The 22,006-nt window shown below is 38.5% G+C and carries 25 protein-coding genes and 1 pseudogene; 24 read left to right on the forward strand and 2 right to left on the reverse strand.

All coding sequences use genetic code 11. The annotated features are described in order from the left end of the window. The first annotated feature begins 26 nt into the window (after positions 1-26). The 6 genes from N3Z16_RS09905 to N3Z16_RS09930 all read left to right on the forward strand — a co-directional run bounded on the left by N3Z16_RS09905 (position 27) and on the right by N3Z16_RS09930 (position 5,328). Positions 27-1,136 carry an IS630 family transposase gene (locus N3Z16_RS09905; RefSeq protein ID WP_282486892.1) on the forward strand — a complete coding sequence of 370 codons (1,110 nt, stop codon included), beginning with the start codon at positions 27-29 and terminating at the stop codon, positions 1,134-1,136. Between the two features lie 30 nt (positions 1,137-1,166). Next, positions 1,167-2,807 carry a TraG/VirB4 family ATPase gene (locus N3Z16_RS09910; protein ID WP_282487047.1) on the forward strand — a complete coding sequence of 547 codons (1,641 nt, stop codon included), beginning with the start codon at positions 1,167-1,169 and terminating at the stop codon, positions 2,805-2,807. 11 nt (positions 2,808-2,818) lie between these two features. Then, on the forward strand, positions 2,819-3,220 hold the full coding sequence (locus N3Z16_RS09915) for a hypothetical protein (RefSeq protein WP_282487048.1): 402 nt from the start codon (positions 2,819-2,821) through the stop codon (positions 3,218-3,220). A 77-nt stretch (positions 3,221-3,297) separates the two neighbouring features. Continuing rightward, the gene (locus tag N3Z16_RS09920; RefSeq protein WP_282487049.1) at positions 3,298-3,909 is read left to right on the forward strand and encodes a conjugal transfer protein TraW; all 612 of its coding nucleotides are present in this window, start codon (positions 3,298-3,300) and stop codon (positions 3,907-3,909) included. A gap of 159 nt (positions 3,910-4,068) precedes the next feature. Next, positions 4,069-4,518 (forward strand): hypothetical protein, encoded by a 450-nt coding sequence (locus N3Z16_RS09925; protein ID WP_282487051.1) that lies wholly within the window; start codon positions 4,069-4,071, stop codon positions 4,516-4,518. A 72-nt stretch (positions 4,519-4,590) separates the two neighbouring features. Further along, positions 4,591-5,328 carry a TraU family protein gene (locus tag N3Z16_RS09930; protein ID WP_282487052.1) on the forward strand — a complete coding sequence of 246 codons (738 nt, stop codon included), beginning with the start codon at positions 4,591-4,593 and terminating at the stop codon, positions 5,326-5,328. 200 nt (positions 5,329-5,528) lie between these two features. Here N3Z16_RS09930 and N3Z16_RS09935 read toward each other — a convergent pair. Further along, positions 5,529-6,658 (reverse strand): annotated as a pseudogene (locus N3Z16_RS09935) (IS91 family transposase). A gap of 73 nt (positions 6,659-6,731) precedes the next feature. After that, on the reverse strand, positions 6,732-6,986 hold the full coding sequence (locus tag N3Z16_RS09940) for a hypothetical protein (protein ID WP_282485543.1): 255 nt from the start codon (positions 6,984-6,986) through the stop codon (positions 6,732-6,734). Positions 6,987-7,163: 177 nt separating this feature from the next. Between N3Z16_RS09940 and N3Z16_RS09945 the strand changes: the two genes are divergently transcribed. The 18 genes from N3Z16_RS09945 (at position 7,164) to N3Z16_RS10030 (ending at position 21,992) form a co-directional block, all read left to right on the forward strand. Next, positions 7,164-7,511, forward strand: coding sequence for a TraU family protein (locus N3Z16_RS09945; protein WP_282487053.1), 348 nt, complete (start codon positions 7,164-7,166; stop codon positions 7,509-7,511). Next, positions 7,481-8,125: a type-F conjugative transfer system pilin assembly protein TrbC gene (trbC, locus tag N3Z16_RS09950; RefSeq protein WP_282487054.1), complete on the forward strand. Its 645-nt coding sequence runs from the start codon at positions 7,481-7,483 to the stop codon at positions 8,123-8,125. Before N3Z16_RS09945 ends, trbC begins: the two co-directional genes overlap by 31 nt. Further along, positions 8,122-9,198 (forward strand): hypothetical protein, encoded by a 1,077-nt coding sequence (locus N3Z16_RS09955; RefSeq protein ID WP_282487056.1) that lies wholly within the window; start codon positions 8,122-8,124, stop codon positions 9,196-9,198. Before trbC ends, N3Z16_RS09955 begins: the two co-directional genes overlap by 4 nt. Then, complete coding sequence (traN, locus tag N3Z16_RS09960) at positions 9,159-10,280, forward strand: conjugal transfer protein TraN (RefSeq protein WP_282487057.1); 1,122 nt, start codon at positions 9,159-9,161, stop codon at positions 10,278-10,280. Before N3Z16_RS09955 ends, traN begins: the two co-directional genes overlap by 40 nt. A 34-nt stretch (positions 10,281-10,314) precedes the next feature. After that, positions 10,315-11,088: a conjugal transfer protein TraF gene (gene traF / locus N3Z16_RS09965; protein ID WP_282487058.1), complete on the forward strand. Its 774-nt coding sequence runs from the start codon at positions 10,315-10,317 to the stop codon at positions 11,086-11,088. Beyond that, complete coding sequence (locus N3Z16_RS09970) at positions 11,085-11,930, forward strand: conjugal transfer protein TraH (protein WP_282487059.1); 846 nt, start codon at positions 11,085-11,087, stop codon at positions 11,928-11,930. Before traF ends, N3Z16_RS09970 begins: the two co-directional genes overlap by 4 nt. An 11-nt stretch (positions 11,931-11,941) precedes the next feature. Then, on the forward strand, positions 11,942-12,538 hold the full coding sequence (locus N3Z16_RS09975; protein WP_282487060.1) for a conjugal transfer protein TraH: 597 nt from the start codon (positions 11,942-11,944) through the stop codon (positions 12,536-12,538). 64 nt (positions 12,539-12,602) lie between these two features. Next, entirely contained in the window at positions 12,603-15,581 is a 2,979-nt protein-coding gene (locus N3Z16_RS09980; RefSeq protein WP_282487061.1) for a conjugal transfer protein TraG N-terminal domain-containing protein, read from the forward strand. A 162-nt stretch (positions 15,582-15,743) separates the two neighbouring features. After that, positions 15,744-16,454, forward strand: coding sequence for a hypothetical protein (locus tag N3Z16_RS09985; RefSeq protein ID WP_282487062.1), 711 nt, complete (start codon positions 15,744-15,746; stop codon positions 16,452-16,454). Beyond that, complete coding sequence (locus N3Z16_RS09990) at positions 16,444-16,722, forward strand: CopG family ribbon-helix-helix protein (protein WP_282487063.1); 279 nt, start codon at positions 16,444-16,446, stop codon at positions 16,720-16,722. The genes N3Z16_RS09985 and N3Z16_RS09990 overlap by 11 nt, the downstream gene beginning before the upstream one ends. After that, positions 16,719-17,006, forward strand: a complete 288-nt coding sequence (locus N3Z16_RS09995; protein WP_282487064.1) for a type II toxin-antitoxin system RelE/ParE family toxin — start codon at positions 16,719-16,721, stop codon at positions 17,004-17,006. The genes N3Z16_RS09990 and N3Z16_RS09995 overlap by 4 nt, the downstream gene beginning before the upstream one ends. Further along, on the forward strand, positions 16,999-17,619 hold the full coding sequence (locus N3Z16_RS10000) for a transglycosylase SLT domain-containing protein (protein ID WP_282487065.1): 621 nt from the start codon (positions 16,999-17,001) through the stop codon (positions 17,617-17,619). The genes N3Z16_RS09995 and N3Z16_RS10000 overlap by 8 nt, the downstream gene beginning before the upstream one ends. A 73-nt stretch (positions 17,620-17,692) precedes the next feature. Continuing rightward, positions 17,693-17,929, forward strand: coding sequence for an AbrB/MazE/SpoVT family DNA-binding domain-containing protein (locus N3Z16_RS10005; RefSeq protein WP_282487066.1), 237 nt, complete (start codon positions 17,693-17,695; stop codon positions 17,927-17,929). Continuing rightward, positions 17,923-18,258 carry a type II toxin-antitoxin system PemK/MazF family toxin gene (locus tag N3Z16_RS10010; protein ID WP_282487068.1) on the forward strand — a complete coding sequence of 112 codons (336 nt, stop codon included), beginning with the start codon at positions 17,923-17,925 and terminating at the stop codon, positions 18,256-18,258. Before N3Z16_RS10005 ends, N3Z16_RS10010 begins: the two co-directional genes overlap by 7 nt. Positions 18,259-18,381: 123 nt before the next feature. After that, positions 18,382-18,816, forward strand: coding sequence for a mobile mystery protein A (locus N3Z16_RS10015; protein ID WP_282487070.1), 435 nt, complete (start codon positions 18,382-18,384; stop codon positions 18,814-18,816). Further along, a complete protein-coding gene (locus tag N3Z16_RS10020; RefSeq protein ID WP_282487071.1) occupies positions 18,816-19,397 on the forward strand; it encodes a mobile mystery protein B in 582 nt (193 codons plus the stop codon). Before N3Z16_RS10015 ends, N3Z16_RS10020 begins: the two co-directional genes overlap by 1 nt. 13 nt (positions 19,398-19,410) lie before the next feature. Beyond that, a complete protein-coding gene (locus N3Z16_RS10025; protein ID WP_282487072.1) occupies positions 19,411-20,034 on the forward strand; it encodes a phospholipase D family nuclease in 624 nt (207 codons plus the stop codon). Beyond that, positions 20,034-21,992 (forward strand): type IV secretion system DNA-binding domain-containing protein, encoded by a 1,959-nt coding sequence (locus N3Z16_RS10030; RefSeq protein ID WP_282487074.1) that lies wholly within the window; start codon positions 20,034-20,036, stop codon positions 21,990-21,992. Before N3Z16_RS10025 ends, N3Z16_RS10030 begins: the two co-directional genes overlap by 1 nt. The last annotated feature ends 14 nt before the right edge of the window (positions 21,993-22,006 follow it).

Consider the following 22,006-nt stretch of genomic DNA (forward strand, 5'->3'; position numbering starts at 1 on the left):
AAGGTGAGCGGTTTTTAAGCGAATCGATGCTATTAACCCACCAATTAAATACCCGACATAACTATTGCCAAGAAGGAAGGAATTTGTATAATGCAATAATGTCAAAAAGTGAAGATTTTAGGAAATTATCAATAAGCGCACAAGCGTCGATGAGAAAGATTGCTCTAAAACTAGTAAAAAGAGGAGAGAGTCAATCGTCGGTAGGTGAATTAATAGGAGTGAGTCGCCAGACAGTAAATGAATGGGTAAGGAGGGAAAAGAGAGGCGACAAGTACGCAATTAGTGGGAAGTTAAGAGGTAGAAAGATAGGAGAGAAAAGGCTTATAACCGAAGATCAAAGTAAAATAATACAAGGGTACGTAAATATCTCTAGACCAGAAGATCACAATATCAAATCAGCATTATGGTCAAGAAAATCAGTTAATGCACTCATCAAAAAACATTGTGGATTTTTTCTTCCCCTAAGTACAATAGGCGAATATTTAAGAAGATGGGGGTATACTGCACAAAAGCCAAAGAAGTTAGCATATGAGCAGCAACCCAAAAGGGTTCAATTTTGGTTAGATGAAGAATATCCGTCAATAGCCAAGCAAGCAGAATATGAAAAGGCAGAAATACATTGGTGCGACGAAGTAGGGATAAAACAAGAGTGTCAGGTATTACAAAGCTATTCTTTAAAAGGAAAAACCCCTGTTGTGATTCATAAATCGAAGAGATTTAGTATAAACATGATATCCACTGTTACAAATAACGGTAAGCTAAGGTTTATGCTGTACGAAGAGACACTAAAAACAAATGTATTTATAGAATTTTTACGGAGGTTGGTAAAATACTCCAAGAAAAAAATCTTCTTAATCCTAGATAATCTCAAGGTTCATCATAGCAAAAAAGTACAAATATGGACTCGGAAACATAAAAAGAAAATTTCTTTATTTTTTCTGCCTCCGTATACTCCGCAACATAATCCGGATGAATATTTAAACAACGATTTAAAAAGAAATGTAAATAGGAAACATATACCTCTTACAAAATCTGAACTCCAAGGGAATTTAAAATCTTACCTAAGGACTCTGCAAAATAACCCAGAACATATCAAAAGATTATTTCAGGCGAAAGAAGTAAAATATGCCGCCTAAGTCGGGTATTTAATTGGTGGGTTAATAGTAATGATTACAAGCCCGCAGGATAATATTGACATTGCCGAGGAATCTTTAAAAAGTCTTTGGAATGCCAATGACTGGAAACTGGGGATTAATAATAATCTGCAGCTACTGAGTTTACTAAGTACAATGCCGATGAGCGGTTCTACTTACTGGAAATCACTATCATTTTTCAAATTGACCAGAAATGCCCTAAGCGGAGAGATAGTAGCTAAATTACCTTTGCAAGGAGAATGGCGTGGTGTACCACAATCAGGAGTATTACTTATGGGCAGGCGGGGTCAATTATTTAATTTTAATCCGTTTTACAGGATTGGCGGCGGCGGTAATTATAATGTAGTAGTCATAGCACCTTCTGGAAGTGGAAAGACCTTTACTTTAGAGGATCTTGTGACGAGTTGCCTTGCACAAGGGGTAGCGGTTTTTGTCATGGATATTGGAGCAAGTTACAAGAATATCTGTGAACTTTTAGGAGGAGAGATGCTACGTTTTGATCGTGGTAGCAGATTATCATTAAATCCGTTTGCCGGTTTAAGCAGTAGCGGAGCGGTATATACCAAGGCATTATCATTACTTGCGCAAGGTGTTGATCTTAAAAAAGTAGCTGAAATCACCGGTCTGCCGCAAGAAAAGATAGAAGCCTTAGCAGTCGGTAAATCAGCTGCAAGTAATTTGGAAAAAGAGAAGGAAGGAATCGAGGTTTTAGAAATCAAGGATAAAAAGATAAGCGGTAAAACCCATTTTGTAACCAAGGACAGTATGATTTATGCAAAAGCAATGGTAGCTTCAATGTGCGGTTTAAGCGGTGATGTTAGAGGCGAAGCGGTGATCGAGAGAGCAATAGCTGAAGGGATAACAGAGTATGGTACTGAACTTGATATTACAAAATTAGCTAAGGTATTTGAAGAATTAAAGGATCACCGAGGGAATCCCGTTGAAGGAGCGTCAGCTATGTCCGATAGTCTGTATCCGTATACAGAGCAGGGTATTCACGGCCGTTATTTTAAATCCGGTAAAGAGGCCAGTTTTAAAGAACTGCTAACACTTTTTGAGCTTGAAGAAATCAAGGACGATGAGCCTCTTTTAGCTGTGGTACTGCAAATAATACTAATGCAGATTACGATGCAGTTTTTATGTGGTGATCGGAGTCGTTATTTTATGTTAGTAGTTGATGAGGCTTGGCTGATTATGGATTTTGCGGCTTCGTTTCTAGAGCGATTTGCTAGGACTGTTAGAAAATACGGAGGTAGTCTGGTTGTATGTACGCAAGATTTATCGAGTTTTAGTAAAGGCTCATCACAAAGGGCAATACTTGAGTCGTCTACGTGGAAATTAATTTTACAACAAAAAGAAGAGGGTATAACTACCTTTGCTAAGGAAGAGGGATACCTGCCTTACTTGGATTTAATCCGCTCTGTTCGTAAATGCTCTGCTAACCGCTTTTCTGAGATATTAATCGATACTAATGGTGCGAAGGTGGTAGGAAGGCTTGTCACCGATCCTTATAGTACTGCTTTATATTCTACGGAAAAGGATGATTTTAGCTTTTTAATGAATGAGGAGAAGTCAGGTAAAAGCAAGCATGAGGCTATTTTGCAATTATCAAAGAAATACGGGCTATTGGCTGAAGATTTAACAGAAGTATAAAAGGAATAATTATGATGAGTCTAAATATGAAACTCGCTTATATTGCAATCTTATTGGTCATTATCGGTTTTTTAAGCGGTTGGCTCGGTTGTTTGTTTTTGGGAAATCTAGCGGGATCGGTACGGGTGCTGTTTGTTTCTGAAGAAGCACTTGTTGCTTTAGAGGAAGAGCGTATTAAAAATCTCTCCGAAAATCATGGGATGGAAAACTCAAGGGCAGCAGGAAGCATATTTTTCGGCAAACCGGAACTTGCTATAAAAAAGATGGAGCAGATAGCAGGGAGCTTTGCAGATAAAAGTACTAAGGTTTTAATCGTAAGTAATAAAAAAGGTTATGCCCGTAATGGCAGCGGAATATCGGACATTATTCACAAAGAGCTAGTAAAAGTTTTAAGTGCAGAAAAGGAAGATTAAGAATTAACGAATTGGTAGAGGTAGAAAAGCAAGCATGAGGTGTGATGAAGAATCTGGTTATAAGTATATGTATACTAATGATTTGTTCTACGACTACGGCACTGGGTTTTGATTTCAGTAAGGTTGGAACAAGTTTTGTAGTTGAGGAAGAAGGTTTTGTAGAAATGATGCTGCGGAAATTAAAAGAGGTAAATTGGGAAGCAGAAAATAAGAAAATGAAAAACATTGCGATAAGAAGGGTGCAGAATCCTATAGCAGTAGCAGGAATCAAGCCTGCTACCGAGAATAGGGAGTTTTGGCATGATCCGACTTATACTCTTAAGGAGGATGTTGTCTTGCCGTGCGGTAAGGTACTCCACAAAGCCGGAAAGAAAGTAAATCCTTTGGATTATATGGATTTAGAACGCAAGGTTTTTTTTATTGATGGAAGGGAGGAGAAGCAAGTTGAGTGGTTAAAGCAGCAGTTGGTATCCGGTAGTAGTAATGAGGAGAACAAGCCGGAGAATAGGGTTATTTTAGTCGGTGGTAGCGTATTTGATTTACAGGAAGAGCTTGGCACTGAAGTATACTTTGATCAAGCAGGGGAGCTAACTACCAGATTTGGTATTAAGGGAAGCCCTGCGCTAGCCAAGCAAGATGGTAAGATGCTCCGGATTGAAGAATTTGCTTTAGATGAGAATAATAATTGAACCAAAGTTTGGATTAAACAGATTTTAAGGTAACGAAAGTTGATTTAGTAGCAGAAAGATTAACCGATAAAATAATTAGAGAGCTGGATGTACGAAATAGTTAGGATAAGTGATACGGGGTTATTATAAAATAACAGGGTAATAAAAAAGAGGTTTTATATGGATACACAGCAGGAAAAGAACGTAAAAACAGGCAATGATTTAGAAGCGGTTATTTGCAAGGGGCTTGGTGTAAGTTTTAATACGCAGTATAACTGGAGTCTGGTACTGGCAACGATAGTGATATGGATTTTTACCGGTGGGTTATTTCCTTATTCTGCTAATAATAATTTTGATATGACGATCTGCTTGCAGGAATATATCAAATTCTTTAGTTTAACGGCGTTAATTATAGGTTTTCTATTAAAGGAAGAAAAATCCCTGAAGGTCACTAAACCAATAATAATAAACATTGGAATCATCACTTATATTATTTCGTTATTGACAGTGGTTATGCTGAAAAACTTTGGCATTTTATGGTGGTTTGGATTTTTAATTTTAAAACCTCTTAGTATATTTGGGTTTCTTTTGCTTGCTAAGAAGCTTGTTCAGATTGTTAGTAGAGACTAGAAATTACTAAGCGGTATGTGTTGAATTATTAATTTAAGAACAAAAAGGAATAAGAAGTTATAGAGGGTTATGGTGATCGGAGACCGAAAGGAATCGGTCTTTAAGATGAGGCAGTCTTGGCGGATAGCGAATCATCTTAAAGACCTGGTACTACAAAAAAAGTATATAGCAATTTTAATAACGGCTATTTTTTTACCTTTTTTAAGCAATGCAAGCGTAACGTGCAAAGGTCATTTTGTCAATCCGATAACTGATATTTGCTGGAGTTGCCTGATGCCAATTTCAATTGGTGGTATGCATATCGGCAAGGGGGGAACACCAAAAAAGCGTGATACCAAAAATCCTAAAAATCCTATTTGTATATGTAGTAAGGGCACTCCACCGATACCCGTTCCCGGGTTGTCGATCGGTTTCTGGGAGCCGGTGCGTCTGGTTGACATAACAAGAACACCTTATTGCATGGTAAATTTAGGGGGGGTGAGTATAGGCAGTGACATGCGCAAGATCAGCAGTTACGAACGCCGTAATAGTGCTGCTGGCCGGCGTGGTCATTTTAGTTTCCATCATGTTCATTATTACGTTTATCCTTTGATTTACTGGCTAGAACTGATCACTGATTTTGGGTGTCTTGAACAATCAACTTTTGATGTAGCGTATATGAGTGAGTTTGATATTACGTGGAACGATCCCAAAATGCAGAGTTTGCTCAATCCCGAGGCTATTTTATTCGGTAATCCGATAGCTCAGGCTGCTTGTAGCCTGGATTGCGCAGCAGCAACTTTTAATTTGCCTGACGATAATATGTTCTAGTATAGGAATTTCAAAATTTGTAACCAGAAAAATTGTTAATCAAAACTTTGAAAATTCGTTTAATAAAATGTAGTTACAAGCCACAATATTAGAAATTATCAACACTTTTATAAAAATCTCTGCCAGAATCTATCTAAAAATAGGTTCAGTTTTACAAATTATGTGGCTAAGACGTGAAAGAAGTGTTCGCCATAATGATGTTATCTAGGCGTTGATAATAATTCATTGATTCTTATTAATAACAATGGCGGAGATAAACCGTAATAAACTTGCCGCAGATTCATACATTTATTGCAATTATAGCAAAACAGAGGATCTATTTTAAAATTCAACCAAATCATTAATCTCCAACTAATGAGCTTAGTTTTCTTATGAACGATTTGATTAATTGCCTTATATACGATAGGTAATTGTACGCCCCTAGTTCTATTAGATAAAAAACCGTAATACCTAATCATTCGAAAATAACGATCTGGTATATGCATAATCAGACTAGCTATGAACTGCATCACGGGCATAGTTATGCGATCAATTGTATTATTATAGTGATCAAGAAATTTAAACGTTACCTGCTTTCCGTCGTAATTTTCTATTCTTGTCTCGGAAATAGGGGGCGTTTTATATACCGCCCTAAATATTCTATGTTGCGTTTATGATCATCCGATGGTTTTTGTAAATAAACATACCAACTGATTTCGTATAAACTACTCATCCAGTTATTAAAATTCTCAGCATTTTGATATGCGGACGGCAACTTCAAATTACTTGAGATATATTGAAAGCGAAATAACTCAAGGACTCTATGTCTCCACATTTTTTTAATAGGTTCGGCAGGAAAAAATAATTTTTGCCACTTGCCTTTGCTATTTATACCGCCGCAAGTAACCGATAAATGGATATGAACATTGCGTTTTAAATCTCTACCGAAAGTGTGTAAGGCAGTAAATATACCAACCACAAGATTTTTCTTTGTAGCTATCTCCTTAATAATTCCTGCTGCAATACCGGAAATCAATCCAAACAGATCACGATTGAGCCAAAATATCGGCCATAAAGAGTCCGGCATTGTAAATGTAATGTGCTGCCATCGTGTTTTTGGTAGAACATTGCTAGCCTTACTCACCCATTGATCCGTTTGTTTCTTACCACAACGAGAACAAAACCTACCTTTACAGCTGAATGCTACCGATTTATTGCGGTTACAATCACGGCAGCTATAACGTTTAAATCCTAAATATTTCGTTCCACACGATATAACTTTAGTGACGTTGAAAATAATGCCGTATCTTAGCTTGCCGTATTTTTTAGCGAAATCGAGACCAATTACCACGGTCTAGAAAAATATGTTTTATAGATATTCCTTTACCGACTATTTCCATAAATTACTTATAGTTAATGTTTTCTTACCAAGGAATCTTTCTTCCTTTGCGTTCTAAATCAAATTCTTTACAATCAGGGCAATAGTAAACAGAATTATACTTATGATTGGGAGATATTTTTCGCAACATTATCCAGAAAGCCTTGGCTATTTCCTTATCTCCTTCGGAAAAAATCTTTTTGATCCTGCTGTAAGGAATTGCTTGCTCTTTAGAAATGGCCTTAAGAGTTTTTACCGCTAATTCATTGACCAAATGCTGCTCAGAGTGCAAGTTACTCATAACTCAATTATATATTATCTTATGTATGTCTAACATTCAGTCTTTATAACTCAAGTTAAAACAAATCAAATACCAGTATTATAATCCTCCATAAATATTTATCGGTCAAGAGTATCTTCTTTTAAGCTGCCACCGATAGGTGGCTTATCTTTGTGGTGTGCCGGTTGCTGGGGCAATATGTATCCTTTAAGCGGAGCAAATGCCGACCATATTGGCGGGGTAGGAAACAGTAGTTTGCTTACAATGCGGATTCTAAACAAGTTACATAGGATTGGTCTTGCTCGTGAGACGTCGACTTCTAATGGGAAGATTAACGGCCCATTATGTCGAAAACCAAGAATTTTAAAGCTGAAGAAAAGCCAATACAAGCTGCAGATGGTTCATCCAAAAACCACATCTGAGGGTATAGGTTGTTGGCCTCTTGGGCTATCTGACATGCTTTATCAAGCGGGCAAGGAATATCCGTATGACGGACAAGATTGGGGGTATCTATTATGGCGAAAAACGAACTGCTGTTTACTTTAAAGGCGATAATTTTGGCGCTGATATTTTTTACGGCAAAACCTGTTTTTGCGAGCCGTTATACGGAAATTAGTAACCAAGACCGGGAATGGGTTATGAATCTGGCTACGAAATCACTTAATTCGGTGATGGAAGGGATAAAGGAGAAATACCTTGAGTACCGGCGGAGTATTGATACTGCTCGCAAGCAGGATGAGACGGAGGTGTATAAGTTGCCTGATGAAAAAGCAACTTTAAGAGTGTTTGTAAGTTCCAGTATGAGCGAAGAACTACTCAAGTCTTATGTAAAGGCAGCGGGAAGATATAACGCCATACTGGTTTTTAAAGGCCTACCTAAAGGGTCATGGCAGGAGTTAAGCAGAATTGTAGCACTAATGAATGATAACAACGATGAAATACAGATTCAGCTTGATGATGAAGCGTTTAATCGCTTTTCCGTTAAAAGCGTTCCGACTTTTGTATTAAGTAAAGCAGACAGGCAATTCTGGCAGGAAGGGGTAGAGGAAGTTTTTGATCGGGTGGTTGGCAATATCGGAATTAGCGGGGCATTAAAACTAATGGCGGAAAAAGGGGATCTAGCGGAGATAGCAAGAGAAATTCTGGAGGGAGCGCAATGATTGGAATTCTGAGGCTAACATTTTTTTGTATCTTTTGTTTTTCTGCAAGCAGCAAGGTAATAGCAAGTAGCTATAAAGACCCAACTAGCAAGACCAATGTAAACATCCAGACCGATCTGTTCAGGAAATCCGTAGGAGATGTTGAAGCATTTAAGAGTCAGGTACAGGAAGAGGAAAGGGAGGCAATAGAGAAGTTAAGATCAGGCGGGGATCATGGCGTAGAATTCATTGCAGGTAGCAGTAGAAAAGAAATTGATGAAAATACAGCAGAGCTTAGCACCATAAGAGCCGATGAGCTAAATGATAGAGGGAGAACAAAATTATTAAAGGAAAATCTGCTTGAAGAGATTTACGTTGATGAAAGCAACCCCCTTATGGTAGCTCACCGCAAGGATGCCGAAAAGATAGCGGAAGGTAGTAAGGATTTGCTGGAGTCCCTACTTCTTTCCTTAAAGGAGCGTCTTGGAGTGGACTGCTATACCGTAAAAGGAAATAAGGAAATAGAGCCGGAGCATCATATTGCGCTTAAGGAAGAACAAATCAAGGAAACTATTTATGACCAAACAATGTGTGAAGAGCCACGAAACAAATATAACTGCCATGATGCTCTGACTCTTCGCTGTGCTCAGAGGGGTATACGGTTTAGGCCGTGGCAAAGCCGTCAGATAGTTATCTCAGGTAGCGAGTTATTTCGCTCAGGAAAAACCGTATTCTGGGTAGATCATACTGGAAGAAGCTGTTTTGAATACAAACTCTCAGTAGGCCCACGAACCATTGGTGGTTTCTTCAGCGCTCCTCGTAATATCCCGCCTAATTCCTATCATGTTGCACTGATGAGAGAGTTTCTAGTTACTAAACACCCCGGGAGCACTCTTGATAATATCAGCACCGAGATGAGTTCATGGTGGAGTGGCGGTCTGTTTTCGGTAGACGGTTGGTATTACGGTGGTAGGAGGCTCGGTCATAAAGATTATGGATGGAGAAGTTATACGGTAAATTACCAATATAGGGACGGTTATCCTGTATGTGAGCAGTGGTCAGAAGATTGGAGCGAGACATGTATACTCCAATGAAAAAGATAAGCTCCTTTCTAATAATTTTTACATGTTGGATAATCTTAATGCTTTCCGGCTTCGAGGTAGCAGTAGCAGGCAAAAGATTCATCTCAAGTCATCCTTGTAGTGATACCGCTAAGGTTTGCGTAAGCGGCGGCGGGACACGCAATATAGACGGCTTTGACGTATATAGGGATTGCTGGCAATGGTCTTATACCAAAACCTGCGATTATCCAAGTAAGAATAACTGCCGGGTTTATAGCCATTGCTATTTTGTAACAAATGGGAGTTGCCTTCTTACCGATAGCCAAGGATCGTGTGTTAATCAGCAAAGAGAGTTCTCATGTAAACGCAAAGAGCAAATAACTATAACCGGTCCAGAGGTTAGAACAGGGTTAAAGGAAAAAGCAGGGCCGGATCAGCTGGTTTGTACCGATATTCCATGTATTGACGGCAATTGCGTTGATAAGAGCTATACCACCAACGGCGAGATGATGGATTCGATATCAAGACTTTACGCTATTAGCAAAATGAAACCTGACAAGGGTGGTAATTTTAGCCTTTTCCAAGGAAGCGGTCAGCATTGTTCAAAGAAAGCAACCAGTTATACGAATTGCTGCAGTCAGAACCCTAAAGGCTGGGGTAAAGAGCTTGGTGCAAAGTGCAGTAAGGACGAAAACCTGCTTGCAGAGCGGAGAGCAAAAAATCTATGCGTTTATGTCGGGAAAGAAAAGGTAAAGACAGTAGGAGTAACTACTGTTGTAAAACACCATTTCTGCTGCTGGGGCAATATGCTCGATAAAGTAGTACAGGTACAGGGCAGAAAGCAACTAGGTATAAATTTTGGTAGCGGAGGCTCACCGAATTGCCGGGGGCTTACGCTTGAAGAGATACATAGAATAGACTGGGAACAGGTGGATTTTACAGAGTTTATCGAAGATTTTAAGTTTAAATTTTTTGGGAGCTATAAAGCCCCAAGTTCTGCGGCTTTAGGTAAAACGGTAAAGCAGGGGGTATCCGGTATCCGCACAGGCGATATGAATCCGGATAATCAGGATAATAACAGGAGCGGCGTAAATGAGAAAGCGGTATTCGAATAGGCAATATGCAGTTTTGCTGTTGCTTTTGGTAATCTTGAATCCTACAGCTTCCTTGGCTGTAAACAGTTTTTTTGAACCTGATTCCTTTTATCGTGGGTGGTTATGGTTTGAAGAAAAGGAAAAACAGTTAGAAGAACCGGAAAATAAGAAAAGGAGTGAATTTACAAAAGAAGAAATGGAGGCAATAAAAACTGAAAATGAAAAATTTGCCCATGAGCTTGAACTTCTAAGGCACGTAATGATCCGTTACCCGGATAATCTTGAATATGTACGTAAGTATAAGGAGAAAGAAAAAATCATGCTCGATAATGCTCAAGTACTTGGACATAGTTTTTTAATGGCAAATTTCCTGAATCCGAATATCGCCAATCATCTGGAAGCCCCACAAAATATTTATGGACGAAAAGCTTTGAAAGAGCAAGAAGAAAAGCAGAATTCGGCAACCCTTAAAGTCATTGCTAAAAAGGTCGAGTTATTTCTGTTTTTTAAAAGTGACTGTAATCATTGCGAGGTACTTGAAAAACATTTAGCGAGGTTTGCAGATATCTATGGTTTTAAGGTTGAAGCAGTCAGTATCGACGGTACTAAAAGCAGGTATTTTAAAACTCATACCAACACTGAGTTAATAGAGCAACTGCAGCTTAAGGAAATGCCGACGGTAATTGCGGTAACCAATGATAGTAGTTTAAGGTTCGAACTTGCAAGAGGAGCGGTATCAGTTGCAGACCTTGAGGATAATAGCCTGCTTATGGCGAAATACTTAGAAACAGTGGTAGGACAAGGCAACGGAATAAAAGGAAAAGAATGATTCGGGGAATAATTAATATCGGCAAAATAATCCGGTTAAAAAAGACAATTACTATTGGTCTTGTAGCAATTCTGGTATCAGAAATGGTGTTTAATACTGCCTATGCTGATTTGAATAAGTTAATCAAGAACGTTATGCCTCGGGGTACGATGAGTAACGTAACTGTAGGCGGTGTTGTCAGAGAACAGGAAGCAGGGCATTTAATGGGCGGATCGGTAATAATCAAAACTCCGGCAGAACCCGGTTTGCAATTGATTCAGGCTAAAGCCCCTTCCTGTAAAATGGGCGGCCTGCCTTGCGGTGCGCAGTTTGAGTTTTTGGGTGGTGCAGTCAGTATTGTTAATTCGGCTGAACTTATGCGTCATTTAAAGGGGCTTGCCCAAAATGCCGGTACTTATGGGGCAATGATGTTGGTCAAAACCATGTGCTCACATTGTGAGGATTTGATGACGTGGCTGGATAATAAAGCTGATTGGCTTAATAGTATGGCTAAAACGGATTGTGAAGATATGGCCAAACACGCTGACGGAATGCTCGGTAAAATAACTGCCGGGTCACGTGCTACCCGTCAATCGGCTTCTTTTTTAAACGGAGACAAGAAAGATCTGGCATCTTTCTCAGAAGGTTCAAAAAAAGAAACTGAAGATCCAACCGGAGGTAATCCTGAACTTGAAAGCATGCTTGGAGATAATTACAATCTAGTGTGGAAAGCACTTGATAAGAAAGCACCGGCTAGTAGTTCAAATAATTCCTTAAAAGAAGTGTTAATGAGTATTTCAGGGACGGTTATCGGTCGAAAAGACTCAGGGGGCGCAGATCCGTCAGTCATAGAATCTCTCTGATCAATAAGGAAATGATAGAGGAATTCATCGGTGCTAAATCTACTCCGAGTAAAGAGGTTAATTTATACCTCTGTGATGAGGCAACTGCGTGTCTTGCTCCGACAATTAAATCTTCGGTAATTAAGCCGAAAGACAGTTTAATGGGTAGGGTAGAAGATTTGCTGATCTCAATTACTCAGAAAATCAGAAATGATAAGGAAGCGTTTACGGATGAAGAAAGTACTTTAATAGCAATGTCCAGTCTTTCTCTAGTTACCAAGATTGAACTTGATCTTAGCAACTACTCCGGTAGTGACGAGGCAGTTGCGGCGCAAAGCGAATTTGTCGAAGCACTCTGTTTTGACGTAGTAACAACTTATCTTGCTAAATTACTGCAGGAAGTGCAGCAGGCAGTTTCCGAACTTCAATATACGCAAATAGCCGATAGTGGAGCATTTAACAAATTTGATCAAGAGTGTAGAGAAACTCTGCGTGCATTATCACGAGCCAAGAATGAAGCGTTTAAGCGATATGACTTGATTGCCCAGACTAAAGCACGGCTTCGAGCGGAAATTAAGCATTTCGAATTTAAATTTGAGGAATATTGCAGCGGTCAGAATGAGAGTTAGGAATACGCTGAAAGCCGGTCAGAGAACAAATAACAAAATAACCAGTAAATACAGATAGAGAAAAATGGATTTAACAATACATATGTACGGCTACTCAGAGCTGATTTTTCATACGTTGCAGGGGATTGCAATGTTTAGGGAATCAAATTTCTATCCTACGGTAATTAACACCATGGTATTACTCGTTGGAACGTACTTAGCGATGCAGATGGCAGCTTCAAAAGCGGAAGGGCAGTGGAGGCAATATCTACTAAAATGTCTTGGGATGATAGTTTTTGTAAATAGTCTGTTACTACCGAAAACATCAATGTTCATTCGTGATCATGTGGAGAAAAGTTACTGGAAGGTAGATAACATTCCTGTAGCTTTTGCGCTACCTATTGGAGCAATTGAGAGTTTTGGTCATATTATTACCATGGGATTCGAGCAAACCTTTTCTCTGGTCGGTAGTAGAAGTAGCCTACTTTATTATCATTACGGGACTGTTTTCGGTGCTCGTCTTGCTAAAGAAGTATTAGAGGCGAAAATCCGTGATCCCGAGGTAGTCGGTAATATGCGTAACTTCATCCCACGTTGCGTTATACTACCTGCAATGATCGGCCACAAATTTACCAAGGAGGAGCTATTTGCCACCAATGACATCTGGGGGCTGGTAAGTAAAAATGCCGGAACACTGACTAGAACCGACATGACTGTTGACGGTGTACGGGTACATCCAAGTCCTACCTGCAAGGAAGCGGTAGGATATTTTGAAACAAAGTTTGCAAGTCTTGAAGGCGGAATAATTACTACCTTAAGTCAGAAATTCAGAGGAGCAGGAAAAGGAGTTGAATATAACTCAGGGCTTCGGCAATTAAATAAAAATATAAGTACGGCAATTGGTGCTCTTTATGATGGAGGCCATAAGGTTGATTCGATCCTGAAGAATAACATGATGATCAATGCGATTAACAGTTATCGCTCCGGCAAGTATGCAACGGCAAGAGCGCAGATGCATCAGGAAGCAGGCGGTCTGCTTTCCGGAGATTTGGCTGAGAAAACCTTAACGGGCAGTTTAGCAGTGATGAAAGTCATAGTTTACGGCTCTTTTATTTTCCTACTGCCTATGTTGATTCTAACAGGCGGTTTTACTAGATATAAAAGCTGGATTACGATGGCGTTTTCTCTGTCACTCTGGCCACCTTTGTATTCGATTCTGAATATGGTAATAGATTTTGCCTATGAACCGGCTAAGGTAGTTAGTTATAGTAGCTGGTCAACTGAGGTAAAGAAGTTTGACTCTATAGCCGGTCTTGCTGCCGGTCTTAGTATATCGATTCCGTTTTTAGCCTATTACATGACAAGGCTGGGCGAAGGAGGACTTACCCAGCTTGCAGGTACTATCATGGCTAGCAGCAATGCTGCTACGAGCGCAATTGCCGGTGAGAGATCAAGCGGTATGAGAAACTGGGACAACGATAATATCGACAATGTCAGTCGTCATAATAGCAACGGGTTTAAGACTAATCATAACCTTGAATATGTTAGCGGTGAGAACGGGTGGAATTTAGCCGACGGTTCACATTTTAAACGAACTGCCGGAGGAAAACAGATAATTACCGGCGGGCACGGCCTTACTTCCTCAGGCGGTGATGTAAGCATGAGGAGCGAAGAATCAAACCATGTGATGCTGAATGAAGGTGTGAACAAGCAAAAATCATTAGCTAGCAGCGAGCAAGTAATGTTTACGGAATCTCAGGCAAAAACTATCAGTCATCAGGCTAGCATGCTTGAGAGTATTGCCAAGAAGACCGGCTCAACCTCAGGGTATAATATTGATACTTCTACCGAAGAGGGTAAGGCAATTAAAGAAGTATTAAATGAAATAGGTAGATATGAACAAAGCGGTAATAACACATGGCATCAGAAAGCAGAAATGGTACTCGGTACTCATGCTAAAGCCGGGTTTGATGCGGGTATAATAGGCGGTAGCGTATCGGTAGACGGTAATGTCAGTGCTAGCAATGCTAGTGAGCAAATTAATAACAATACTTCAGGGGTTAGTAAAGAAAAGAGCACGGATCAAACTTACAATAATATCACTAGAGCGTTGAACAATGATTCATGGACAAAGGAACACGGTGTAAGTCAGGATCAGAGCAAAGGGTTGCATGAATCATACGAGGAAACGCAGAGAGCCGAGAAGCAGCTTGCGGACAGGTATGACAAGATCGATACTTATCAGCGGGCAATTGAGCTTAATAGAAGCAGAGGCGGGGTAATTAACAAGGAGCTGTACCAGGACGTTACGGAAGCTCATGCGAAGAAATCCGGTAAATCGGTAATGGATGCAAGAAAAGACGTAGAGAATATGACACCGGAAGTTAGAAAAATATTCAGGGAATTATCCGAGCCGGGTGTAAATCAACTACTTGCTGAAGTTGAAGCCGGTAAGCGTGCCTTAAGTCCAGATAATGTCCACCAAAAACTGGATGATAAGCATAAGCAATATAAAGGTAATGTTGATAGTAATGTCGGCGCAGCGGTAGAACAGGAAGCTGCAGCAAAAGGCTTTAATGCCGATTATATCAAAAAGGATGTTGAGGCAACGGGTGAGATTAACAAGAACCGCTTTGATCACTTGAATAACAAGGTTAATAACAAGTACGACAGTACCAGAGATGCTACTCAAATGCGCTATGACCAGATGCAGCAAGTCATTGAGCAAAATGAAAAGGATAGGATGGGAAGGGGAGATATAGGAACTTTATGGGGTAATGTACACGGCGTTGGACGCCACAGAGAGGAAATGATCCCTTTAGCTAATTCCGGCAAAAGCGAGTCCACAGCTTCGAATGACCTTGATGATATTCTACCAAGGTACAAACAGTATACGGGCGAAGAGCCAGCACCACATGATATAGATAAGGGTAGCGGTCGTGTACAATCATTTGATCCACGTTTAAAGATTACTAGACTTAAGACGAGCGAGCAACATCAGAAGCTCGTTAAAATGGATGAGGAACGAAAACTAAAAAGAAATGAAGGCCAGAAAGTTGATTAGTATCTGCTGCTATGGTAGATATTACCCGGTCTATAAGACTGGGTAGGACTACTTCTACGGTAATCATCATCAGTAAAAGAGCTCTTATACTCAGATCCCGAATAGCAGGAAGAATTAGAGGCCCGTGCATTTTGTTGTTTAAGGAACTGATAGTTAAACAATATGGAAATAGGACAGTTTTTTAATATAAAAAATAAAACAGGAATGAAAAATAATGATATTAGAAATATTGATAAAAAAATAAAGTTCACAACTGGAAGATGCGGTTTAGGGAACTTATCAGATATTGCTCCAATTAGAATAACAGTGCCGATTGTAGTGACTATAAGCAAAAAACCATTAGGTAGCTGTTTTGGAATATCAAGTTCCCTTCCTTCTATGGTCAGGAACTTCCCGTCAGTAAAGGTTACCTTGGAAAAGTACCTTACTGCTAGGGGTACTCCAATTAGGGTTGTCCAAGCACAAATGAAGCCGAGAGTAGGATATGCTTTTCCAAATTTGAGAGTTATAAACCCTCCTAGAACCATTCCAATACCAAACATGAGATTCCAGAAATTAGACTTATTCATGCGTGAGTCCCAAAAGGTTTTTTGGGGCTGTTTAGTTAAATTAGGAGCTGCCATATCTACCTTAGGCTCGATAGCTTCAGCTTTCACCTGTTTAGGTTTCGTATCTATGCTAAAAGGTTTGGTAAAATCCTGCATGTCTGTTATCTCCAACTACGAGTTTAATATATCAGTTATTATTGTATCAGGAATCAGACTTTTGTCCAAAGAAATAACAGCGGTAAATTCTTGCTTTTTATCTTTAGTGTTATATAGTGTTACTATATGTAACTTTTTAACAACATCAGGGAATTATTATGAAAGCTGATAATCAAAAAACTCTTAGTGTAAAGCTAAAACCTGAAATAAAGGAAAAACTGATGCACTTAAGCAAAATTAAGGACAGATCACCTCATTGGATAATGAATAGAGCTATTACTGCTTACGTTGAACAGGAAGATAGAAACGAGCAGTTACGCCAAGAGACCTTAAAAAGATGGAAAGAAGTTGAACAAGGGGAAGTTGTAGATCATGAAAAAGTCTCTAAATGGCTTGATAGTTGGGGAACTGACAACGAAGAAGATATTAAAATATGAAATATACCATATTCTGGTCAAAGTCTGCCGTAAGAGACTTACAACGGGTGCGTGATTTTCTAAAAAATATTAGCCCTAATGCAGCTAATAATGCCGCAACGCAGATAAATCAGTATACCCAAAAACTAGCAATGTTTCCTTTAGCAGGGAAACCAGTAGAGATGTTGGAAGGTTACTATGATTTGTTCATACCATTTGCTGCTGGATATAGCTTAAGGTACAGAGTATACAAGCAGGCAGTATACGTAATTTTCATCAAGCATTCAAAGGAATTAAATGACTAAAACCAAGATATTGTCTAGAACAATAAAAAAAGCCCACAAACTGATTAAAAAAGTGCTGGATATAAAGAAAATAATAACAGGAACTATCCTATTCCTATCCATATTTATTTTAAGCAATACAGGCGCATACGCAACAGATACAACTTCTTCTAACACTCCGCCTTCTAAAGGTTATTGGCTTAAAAAATATATCGGTGCAGTAGAGCAAAAGAATCGGATACCTAAAGGCTTACTTAGTGCGATTGCGGGTGTTGAATCAGATTTTAACCCATATGCAGTCAATATTGCAGGTAAAACAGTAATAGCTAGTAACCAAGAGGAAGCCGCAAAAACAATTAGGCATGCCATAAATTCTGGGATTACCAATATTGACGTAGGAATTGCACAAATTAATTACCGCTGGCACAAGGATAATTTCAAGAATATCGATGAAATGATTAATCCTGCTACTAACATTGAATACGCAGCTAAATTGCTGACATCATTATTTAAACAGCACAAGACTTGGCATAAAGCCATTAGACATTATCATTCTGCAAATCCCGATAATCACAGGCGGTATTCACGAAAGGTAGTTATAGCATGGCTAGGAAATAGCCAATTAATTAAATAAATCCTTTATTTTAAAGTAGAAAATGTATGATATATAGTATATACTTGTATAAACAAATATATAAGAGGTTTTTATGACAATAAAAGTACAAAAATGGGGTAATAGCCTAGGAGTAAGAATTCCTAGAAAAATTGCAAACTCGTTACATCTAGTATCCGGTACAGAAGTTGAGGTTACAGTCAACGAGAATGCTATTGTAATCAAAAATAATTACTCGGAACTAGATAGGCTAGTACAAAACATTAATCAAGCAAATATTCATAAAGAACAATTTATAGAAGAAGATAAACAAGGTAATGAAGCATGGTAAAGTATATCCCGAGTAGAGGCGATATTGTCTGGTTAAACTTTAACCCTAACCAAGGTAATGAAATATGTAAAACTCGACCTGCTCTTGTTATTTCACCAAAAAACTATAACGCTAAAACTAATCTGGCTATTTTTCTTCCTATCACCAGTAAAGTAAAAGGTTATCCTTTTGAATTCAAAATAAATCTAAAGTCAATCCAAGGTGCTGTTTTATGCGATCAAGTTCGTTCTTTAGATTGGGAAGCTAGAAATGCACGTAAAATAGATAAGCTGGATGAAAAAAGTATAGAACAGATATTAAGCAAATTATATTTGCTTATAGGATGTTAAGGTAAAAATAAGATTTGTTGTTTAATAATACTAATATATACATTATAAATAAATTATGTTATACTAACATATATATTAGTAACAAATAATAAGTTAAATATCATGGATTGGTCATTAAGGAAGATGCGGGCTAAACAGATAGAAAACCAGTTAAAAGGGCTTTCAAAGTTAAGCCGTCCTGAGATTGGCTGGGTTAAAACCATAAGGGAAACTTTAGGTATGAACACCAGACAAGTTGGAAAACGCTGTAATGTAAGCAGCGAAAGAATTATCAGGATAGAATCTGATGAAATTGAAGGTAGAACTACTCTTGCTACTTTAGAAAAAGTTGCGCAGGCAATGAATTGCAGACTAGTTTATGCAATCGTGCCAAATGACGGAATGATAGAGTTTATTGAAAAAACTGCAGCAGAGAAAGCTAAAACCCAGCTTCAGCAAACTTCGCACCATATGGCGTTAGAAGATCAAAAAATATCGATAGAATCGATGAAAGAACAGATCCACTTTTTAAGAGAGGAATTGCTAAAAAACAATATAAAACATATCTGGGACAAATAATGCAGTTTACTTATACAAAAGGTGCTACTCCTCTTTCACCTGATGAGGTTCACAATTTAATTCCCAAACATCTGACAAGACAGCATCAACTTGACGAATGGGAGCAATATAATATTGCCAGAGCCGAAATATGGACTAAAAACCGAAAAATAAAAAACCTGCTTTCTATTGAATACGTCAAAAAGCTTCATAATAGAATGTTCTGCGATACATGGACTTGGGCCGGGAAATTTAGACAAAAACAAACCAATATCGGTGTAAGTAGTGTTTATATCATGCAAGAACTTAAGATATTGATGGATGACGTAATTTTTTGGCAAGATAACTCTACTTTCCCAGTAAGAGAAATAGCAGTGCGCCTGCATCATAGACTAGTTTTTATTCATCCTTTCCCAAACGGTAACGGTAGGTTTTCAAGGTTGTTTGCCGATCTTTATCTAATAAATAAAGATGAACCAAGGTTTAGTTGGGGAAAGAATAACCTAGTTAAAGATTCAGCTTTTAGAGATCAATATTTAAAAGCCCTGCGTAGTGCGGATATGGGTGATTATACCAAGCTAATAATTTTTGCTGACAGTTAATAAGGATAGGATTATGTCAAAAAGAAAATATCGTAATTTATTTAGAATCGTAGCAGTATCATTTTTATTTGGTGTTGTCGTAGGATATACCGGCAACAACGAAGATATAATGAAGTTTTTTGATAACAAGGGCACACTTCCGGTTAAAAGAGAATTAGACCCTATATTAATAGGTGCAGACGAAGTGAGTACATGTTTTACTCCTCCTGCGGGATGTCGCACAGTTATAGCTACCCAGATATCCAAGGCACAGGATTCGATATACGTTCAGGCTTACGGTTTTACTTCGGGAGAAATAGTAAAAGCACTTATTAAAGCTCATAATCGAGGAGTAAAAGTTAGAGTATTACTCGATAAAAGCAATATCGGCGCAAAACATTCAAAGATGAGGAATTTAAGGGAGGCTGGTATTGAGGTAGATATAGACAATGTTTCAGGTATTGCTCATAACAAAATAATCATTATTGATAAGCAAAAAGTCATTACCGGTAGTTTTAACTTTACTACCTCTGCAGATATCAGAAATACCGAAAACGTTATTATTGTAAATAATAGCGAATTAGCCAAGAAGTATATACAGAACTGGTTTGCAAGAAAGGAACACTCTGAAATAAGCAGATTAAAAAGAGCAAGCTAATGTTTAATAATTTCATTGGCGGCGGGCAAGTATTTCTACATAAAGTCAGGATGTTCTGGCAAGTATTTACTAGAACCATACATATTGCTTTTTTACTCGGAGTACTGCTTGCATCCTATATAAATAAGAGGGAGCTTATGGAATTAGACTGGCAAGGTTTTTTCTCTTATCGTAAAGCTGTGCTTGCTGATAGTTTTGACGGAATAATCAATGGAGTACGTGCAGGTATCGGTAATACACCGAACCATATTACTCTGGTTGATGCTAAAACTGGATCAGGGATTCTAGCTACAAACGCAGACCCTAGAAAAATCATAAAATCGACGATTTTCAGAACCGCTAATAGCAAAGGTATGAGTTTAATATTTAAAGTACTTATCTGGGGAGTTGTAATTACAAAACTTGTTTTTACTCTGATTTTCTTCCTGTGGAGTAAATTCGGTAAGGATTTAAAAGCTGAGAAAACAAAAGAAGGAGCTAATAAAGTACTTACTGCCAAGGAAGTTGCAAAAATCCTCCGTAAGGATAAGATCGCAAGCGATCTTAAAATCGGTGATATGCCATTAGTCAAGGATATGGAAACAATGAATTTCTTGGTTTCAGGTTCAATAGGGTCAGGCAAAACCAATTTAATGCACAATCTTCTCCCACAGGTGAACTTAAGGACAGAGGCGGCAGTAATAATTGACAATACCGGAGAGATGATTGCAAAATACTATGATCCGGATCGTGGAGACATTATCTTTAATCCTTTTGACGGGCGAAGCAAAAATTGGGATTTCTGGTATGATTTACATAAATCGAAAGACCTTGAAAAATTTGCTGAGGTTTTAATTGGTTTCAATAGTAGGAAAAATAGTAGAGCAGCTAGTGATTTCTGGGAACAGAGTGCGCAGAGTATTTTTGTGGCAGTAACCGAGACCTTGCAGAAACAAAAACGTTTTTCAGTTAAGGACTTATATGCGACCCTAACAAAAAGCGATGCTAAAGAAATGTATTATCTGTTACAGGGAACAGATGCGGCAAAATACTTTACTAAAGATAATGCAAAAACAGCCGCTTCCATAGTATCGGTTTTAATGGCTAATATTAAGTCTTTAAAGTTCCTAGCGGATGGCAATAAAAGTAATTCATTTGCAGTTGAGCATTACCTTAATAGTATCAATAAAGGCGGTAAAAACTGGCTATTTCTTTCTACCGATCCATCAGCAAGAGAACTTACACTACCTCTAAATGCTGCATTGCTTGAAATTCTGATCTCAAGAATGAAAAGAACAAGGACATCACCTGAAAAAAGAATATGGATTGTAATAGATGAGTTACCAAGCCTTGGTAAACTACCGGGTTTATCAGAGCTTATGCAGGAAGGAAGAAAATACGGTAGTTGCGTACTTGCCGGTATCCAGTCCACCAGTCAGTTATATCATCATTACGGCGACGCCGATGCTTCCAGTCTCATTGGTTTATTTAAAACCAAGTTCGCTTTTAGCAGCGATGACCCAAGGATGGGAGAGCTATATAGCAAACTTTGTGGAACTAAAATTACTATTAGCCAACAGAAAAATACCAGTTTTGGTGCTAACGAATTCAGAGATGGCATTAGTTATAATGAAAAACAGGACAAATTACCTCTTGTATCTTATGAAGAATTCGGAAAACTCGGGGTCGGTGAGTGCTACGTAATCCTACCTGAAAAATCTGTACGGGTAGCGAAAATCCAAACCCCGAAAGCAGAAGTTCCTAATAAAAATGTCTGGTTTATGGAAACTGCTTGCGAAGAAAAATCAATAGATAAAAAACCGGGATCAGATGATTTACCTCTGGCAGGAGAAACAAAATCAACAAGTAAACAAAAAAGGTTACCTAAGGATCAGGTAGAACCCAAGAATAATCTTTCAAAACCGGAATCGAATAAAAACAAAGAGCATATAAAAGATATTGATATAGGTTTTGAATAAATCTAGATACAGAA

Origin of the sequence: Candidatus Megaera polyxenophila (genome assembly GCF_029982035.1) — a bacterium.
In the GTDB taxonomy this organism is placed as follows: Bacteria; Pseudomonadota; Alphaproteobacteria; order Rickettsiales; family Rickettsiaceae; genus Megaera; species Megaera polyxenophila.

Excerpts from the sequence above, each read along its gene's own strand:
- N3Z16_RS09905 (WP_282486892.1), top strand. The coding sequence starts at position 27 with ATGCTATTAACCCACCAATTAAATACCCGACATAACTATTGCCAAGAA.
- N3Z16_RS10005 (WP_282487066.1), top strand. The coding sequence starts at position 17,693 with ATGACAATAAAAGTACAAAAATGGGGTAATAGCCTAGGAGTAAGAATT.
- N3Z16_RS10030 (WP_282487074.1), top strand. The coding sequence starts at position 20,034 with ATGTTTAATAATTTCATTGGCGGCGGGCAAGTATTTCTACATAAAGTC.
- N3Z16_RS09910 (WP_282487047.1), top strand. The coding sequence starts at position 1,167 with ATGATTACAAGCCCGCAGGATAATATTGACATTGCCGAGGAATCTTTA.
- N3Z16_RS09975 (WP_282487060.1), top strand. The coding sequence starts at position 11,942 with ATGATAGAGGAATTCATCGGTGCTAAATCTACTCCGAGTAAAGAGGTT.
- N3Z16_RS09955 (WP_282487056.1), top strand. The coding sequence starts at position 8,122 with ATGATTGGAATTCTGAGGCTAACATTTTTTTGTATCTTTTGTTTTTCT.
- N3Z16_RS09970 (WP_282487059.1), top strand. The coding sequence starts at position 11,085 with ATGATTCGGGGAATAATTAATATCGGCAAAATAATCCGGTTAAAAAAG.
- N3Z16_RS10015 (WP_282487070.1), top strand. The coding sequence starts at position 18,382 with ATGCGGGCTAAACAGATAGAAAACCAGTTAAAAGGGCTTTCAAAGTTA.
- N3Z16_RS09915 (WP_282487048.1), top strand. The coding sequence starts at position 2,819 with ATGATGAGTCTAAATATGAAACTCGCTTATATTGCAATCTTATTGGTC.
- N3Z16_RS09985 (WP_282487062.1), top strand. The coding sequence starts at position 15,744 with ATGGAAATAGGACAGTTTTTTAATATAAAAAATAAAACAGGAATGAAA.
- N3Z16_RS10000 (WP_282487065.1), top strand. The coding sequence starts at position 16,999 with ATGACTAAAACCAAGATATTGTCTAGAACAATAAAAAAAGCCCACAAA.
- N3Z16_RS10020 (WP_282487071.1), top strand. The coding sequence starts at position 18,816 with ATGCAGTTTACTTATACAAAAGGTGCTACTCCTCTTTCACCTGATGAG.
- trbC (WP_282487054.1), top strand. The coding sequence starts at position 7,481 with ATGGCGAAAAACGAACTGCTGTTTACTTTAAAGGCGATAATTTTGGCG.
- N3Z16_RS09980 (WP_282487061.1), top strand. The coding sequence starts at position 12,603 with ATGGATTTAACAATACATATGTACGGCTACTCAGAGCTGATTTTTCAT.
- N3Z16_RS09925 (WP_282487051.1), top strand. The coding sequence starts at position 4,069 with ATGGATACACAGCAGGAAAAGAACGTAAAAACAGGCAATGATTTAGAA.
- N3Z16_RS10010 (WP_282487068.1), top strand. The coding sequence starts at position 17,923 with ATGGTAAAGTATATCCCGAGTAGAGGCGATATTGTCTGGTTAAACTTT.
- N3Z16_RS10025 (WP_282487072.1), top strand. The coding sequence starts at position 19,411 with ATGTCAAAAAGAAAATATCGTAATTTATTTAGAATCGTAGCAGTATCA.
- N3Z16_RS09920 (WP_282487049.1), top strand. The coding sequence starts at position 3,298 with ATGATTTGTTCTACGACTACGGCACTGGGTTTTGATTTCAGTAAGGTT.
- N3Z16_RS09990 (WP_282487063.1), top strand. The coding sequence starts at position 16,444 with ATGAAAGCTGATAATCAAAAAACTCTTAGTGTAAAGCTAAAACCTGAA.
- N3Z16_RS09945 (WP_282487053.1), top strand. The coding sequence starts at position 7,164 with ATGTATCCTTTAAGCGGAGCAAATGCCGACCATATTGGCGGGGTAGGA.
- N3Z16_RS09995 (WP_282487064.1), top strand. The coding sequence starts at position 16,719 with ATGAAATATACCATATTCTGGTCAAAGTCTGCCGTAAGAGACTTACAA.
- N3Z16_RS09940 (WP_282485543.1), bottom strand. The coding sequence starts at position 6,986 with ATGAGTAACTTGCACTCTGAGCAGCATTTGGTCAATGAATTAGCGGTA.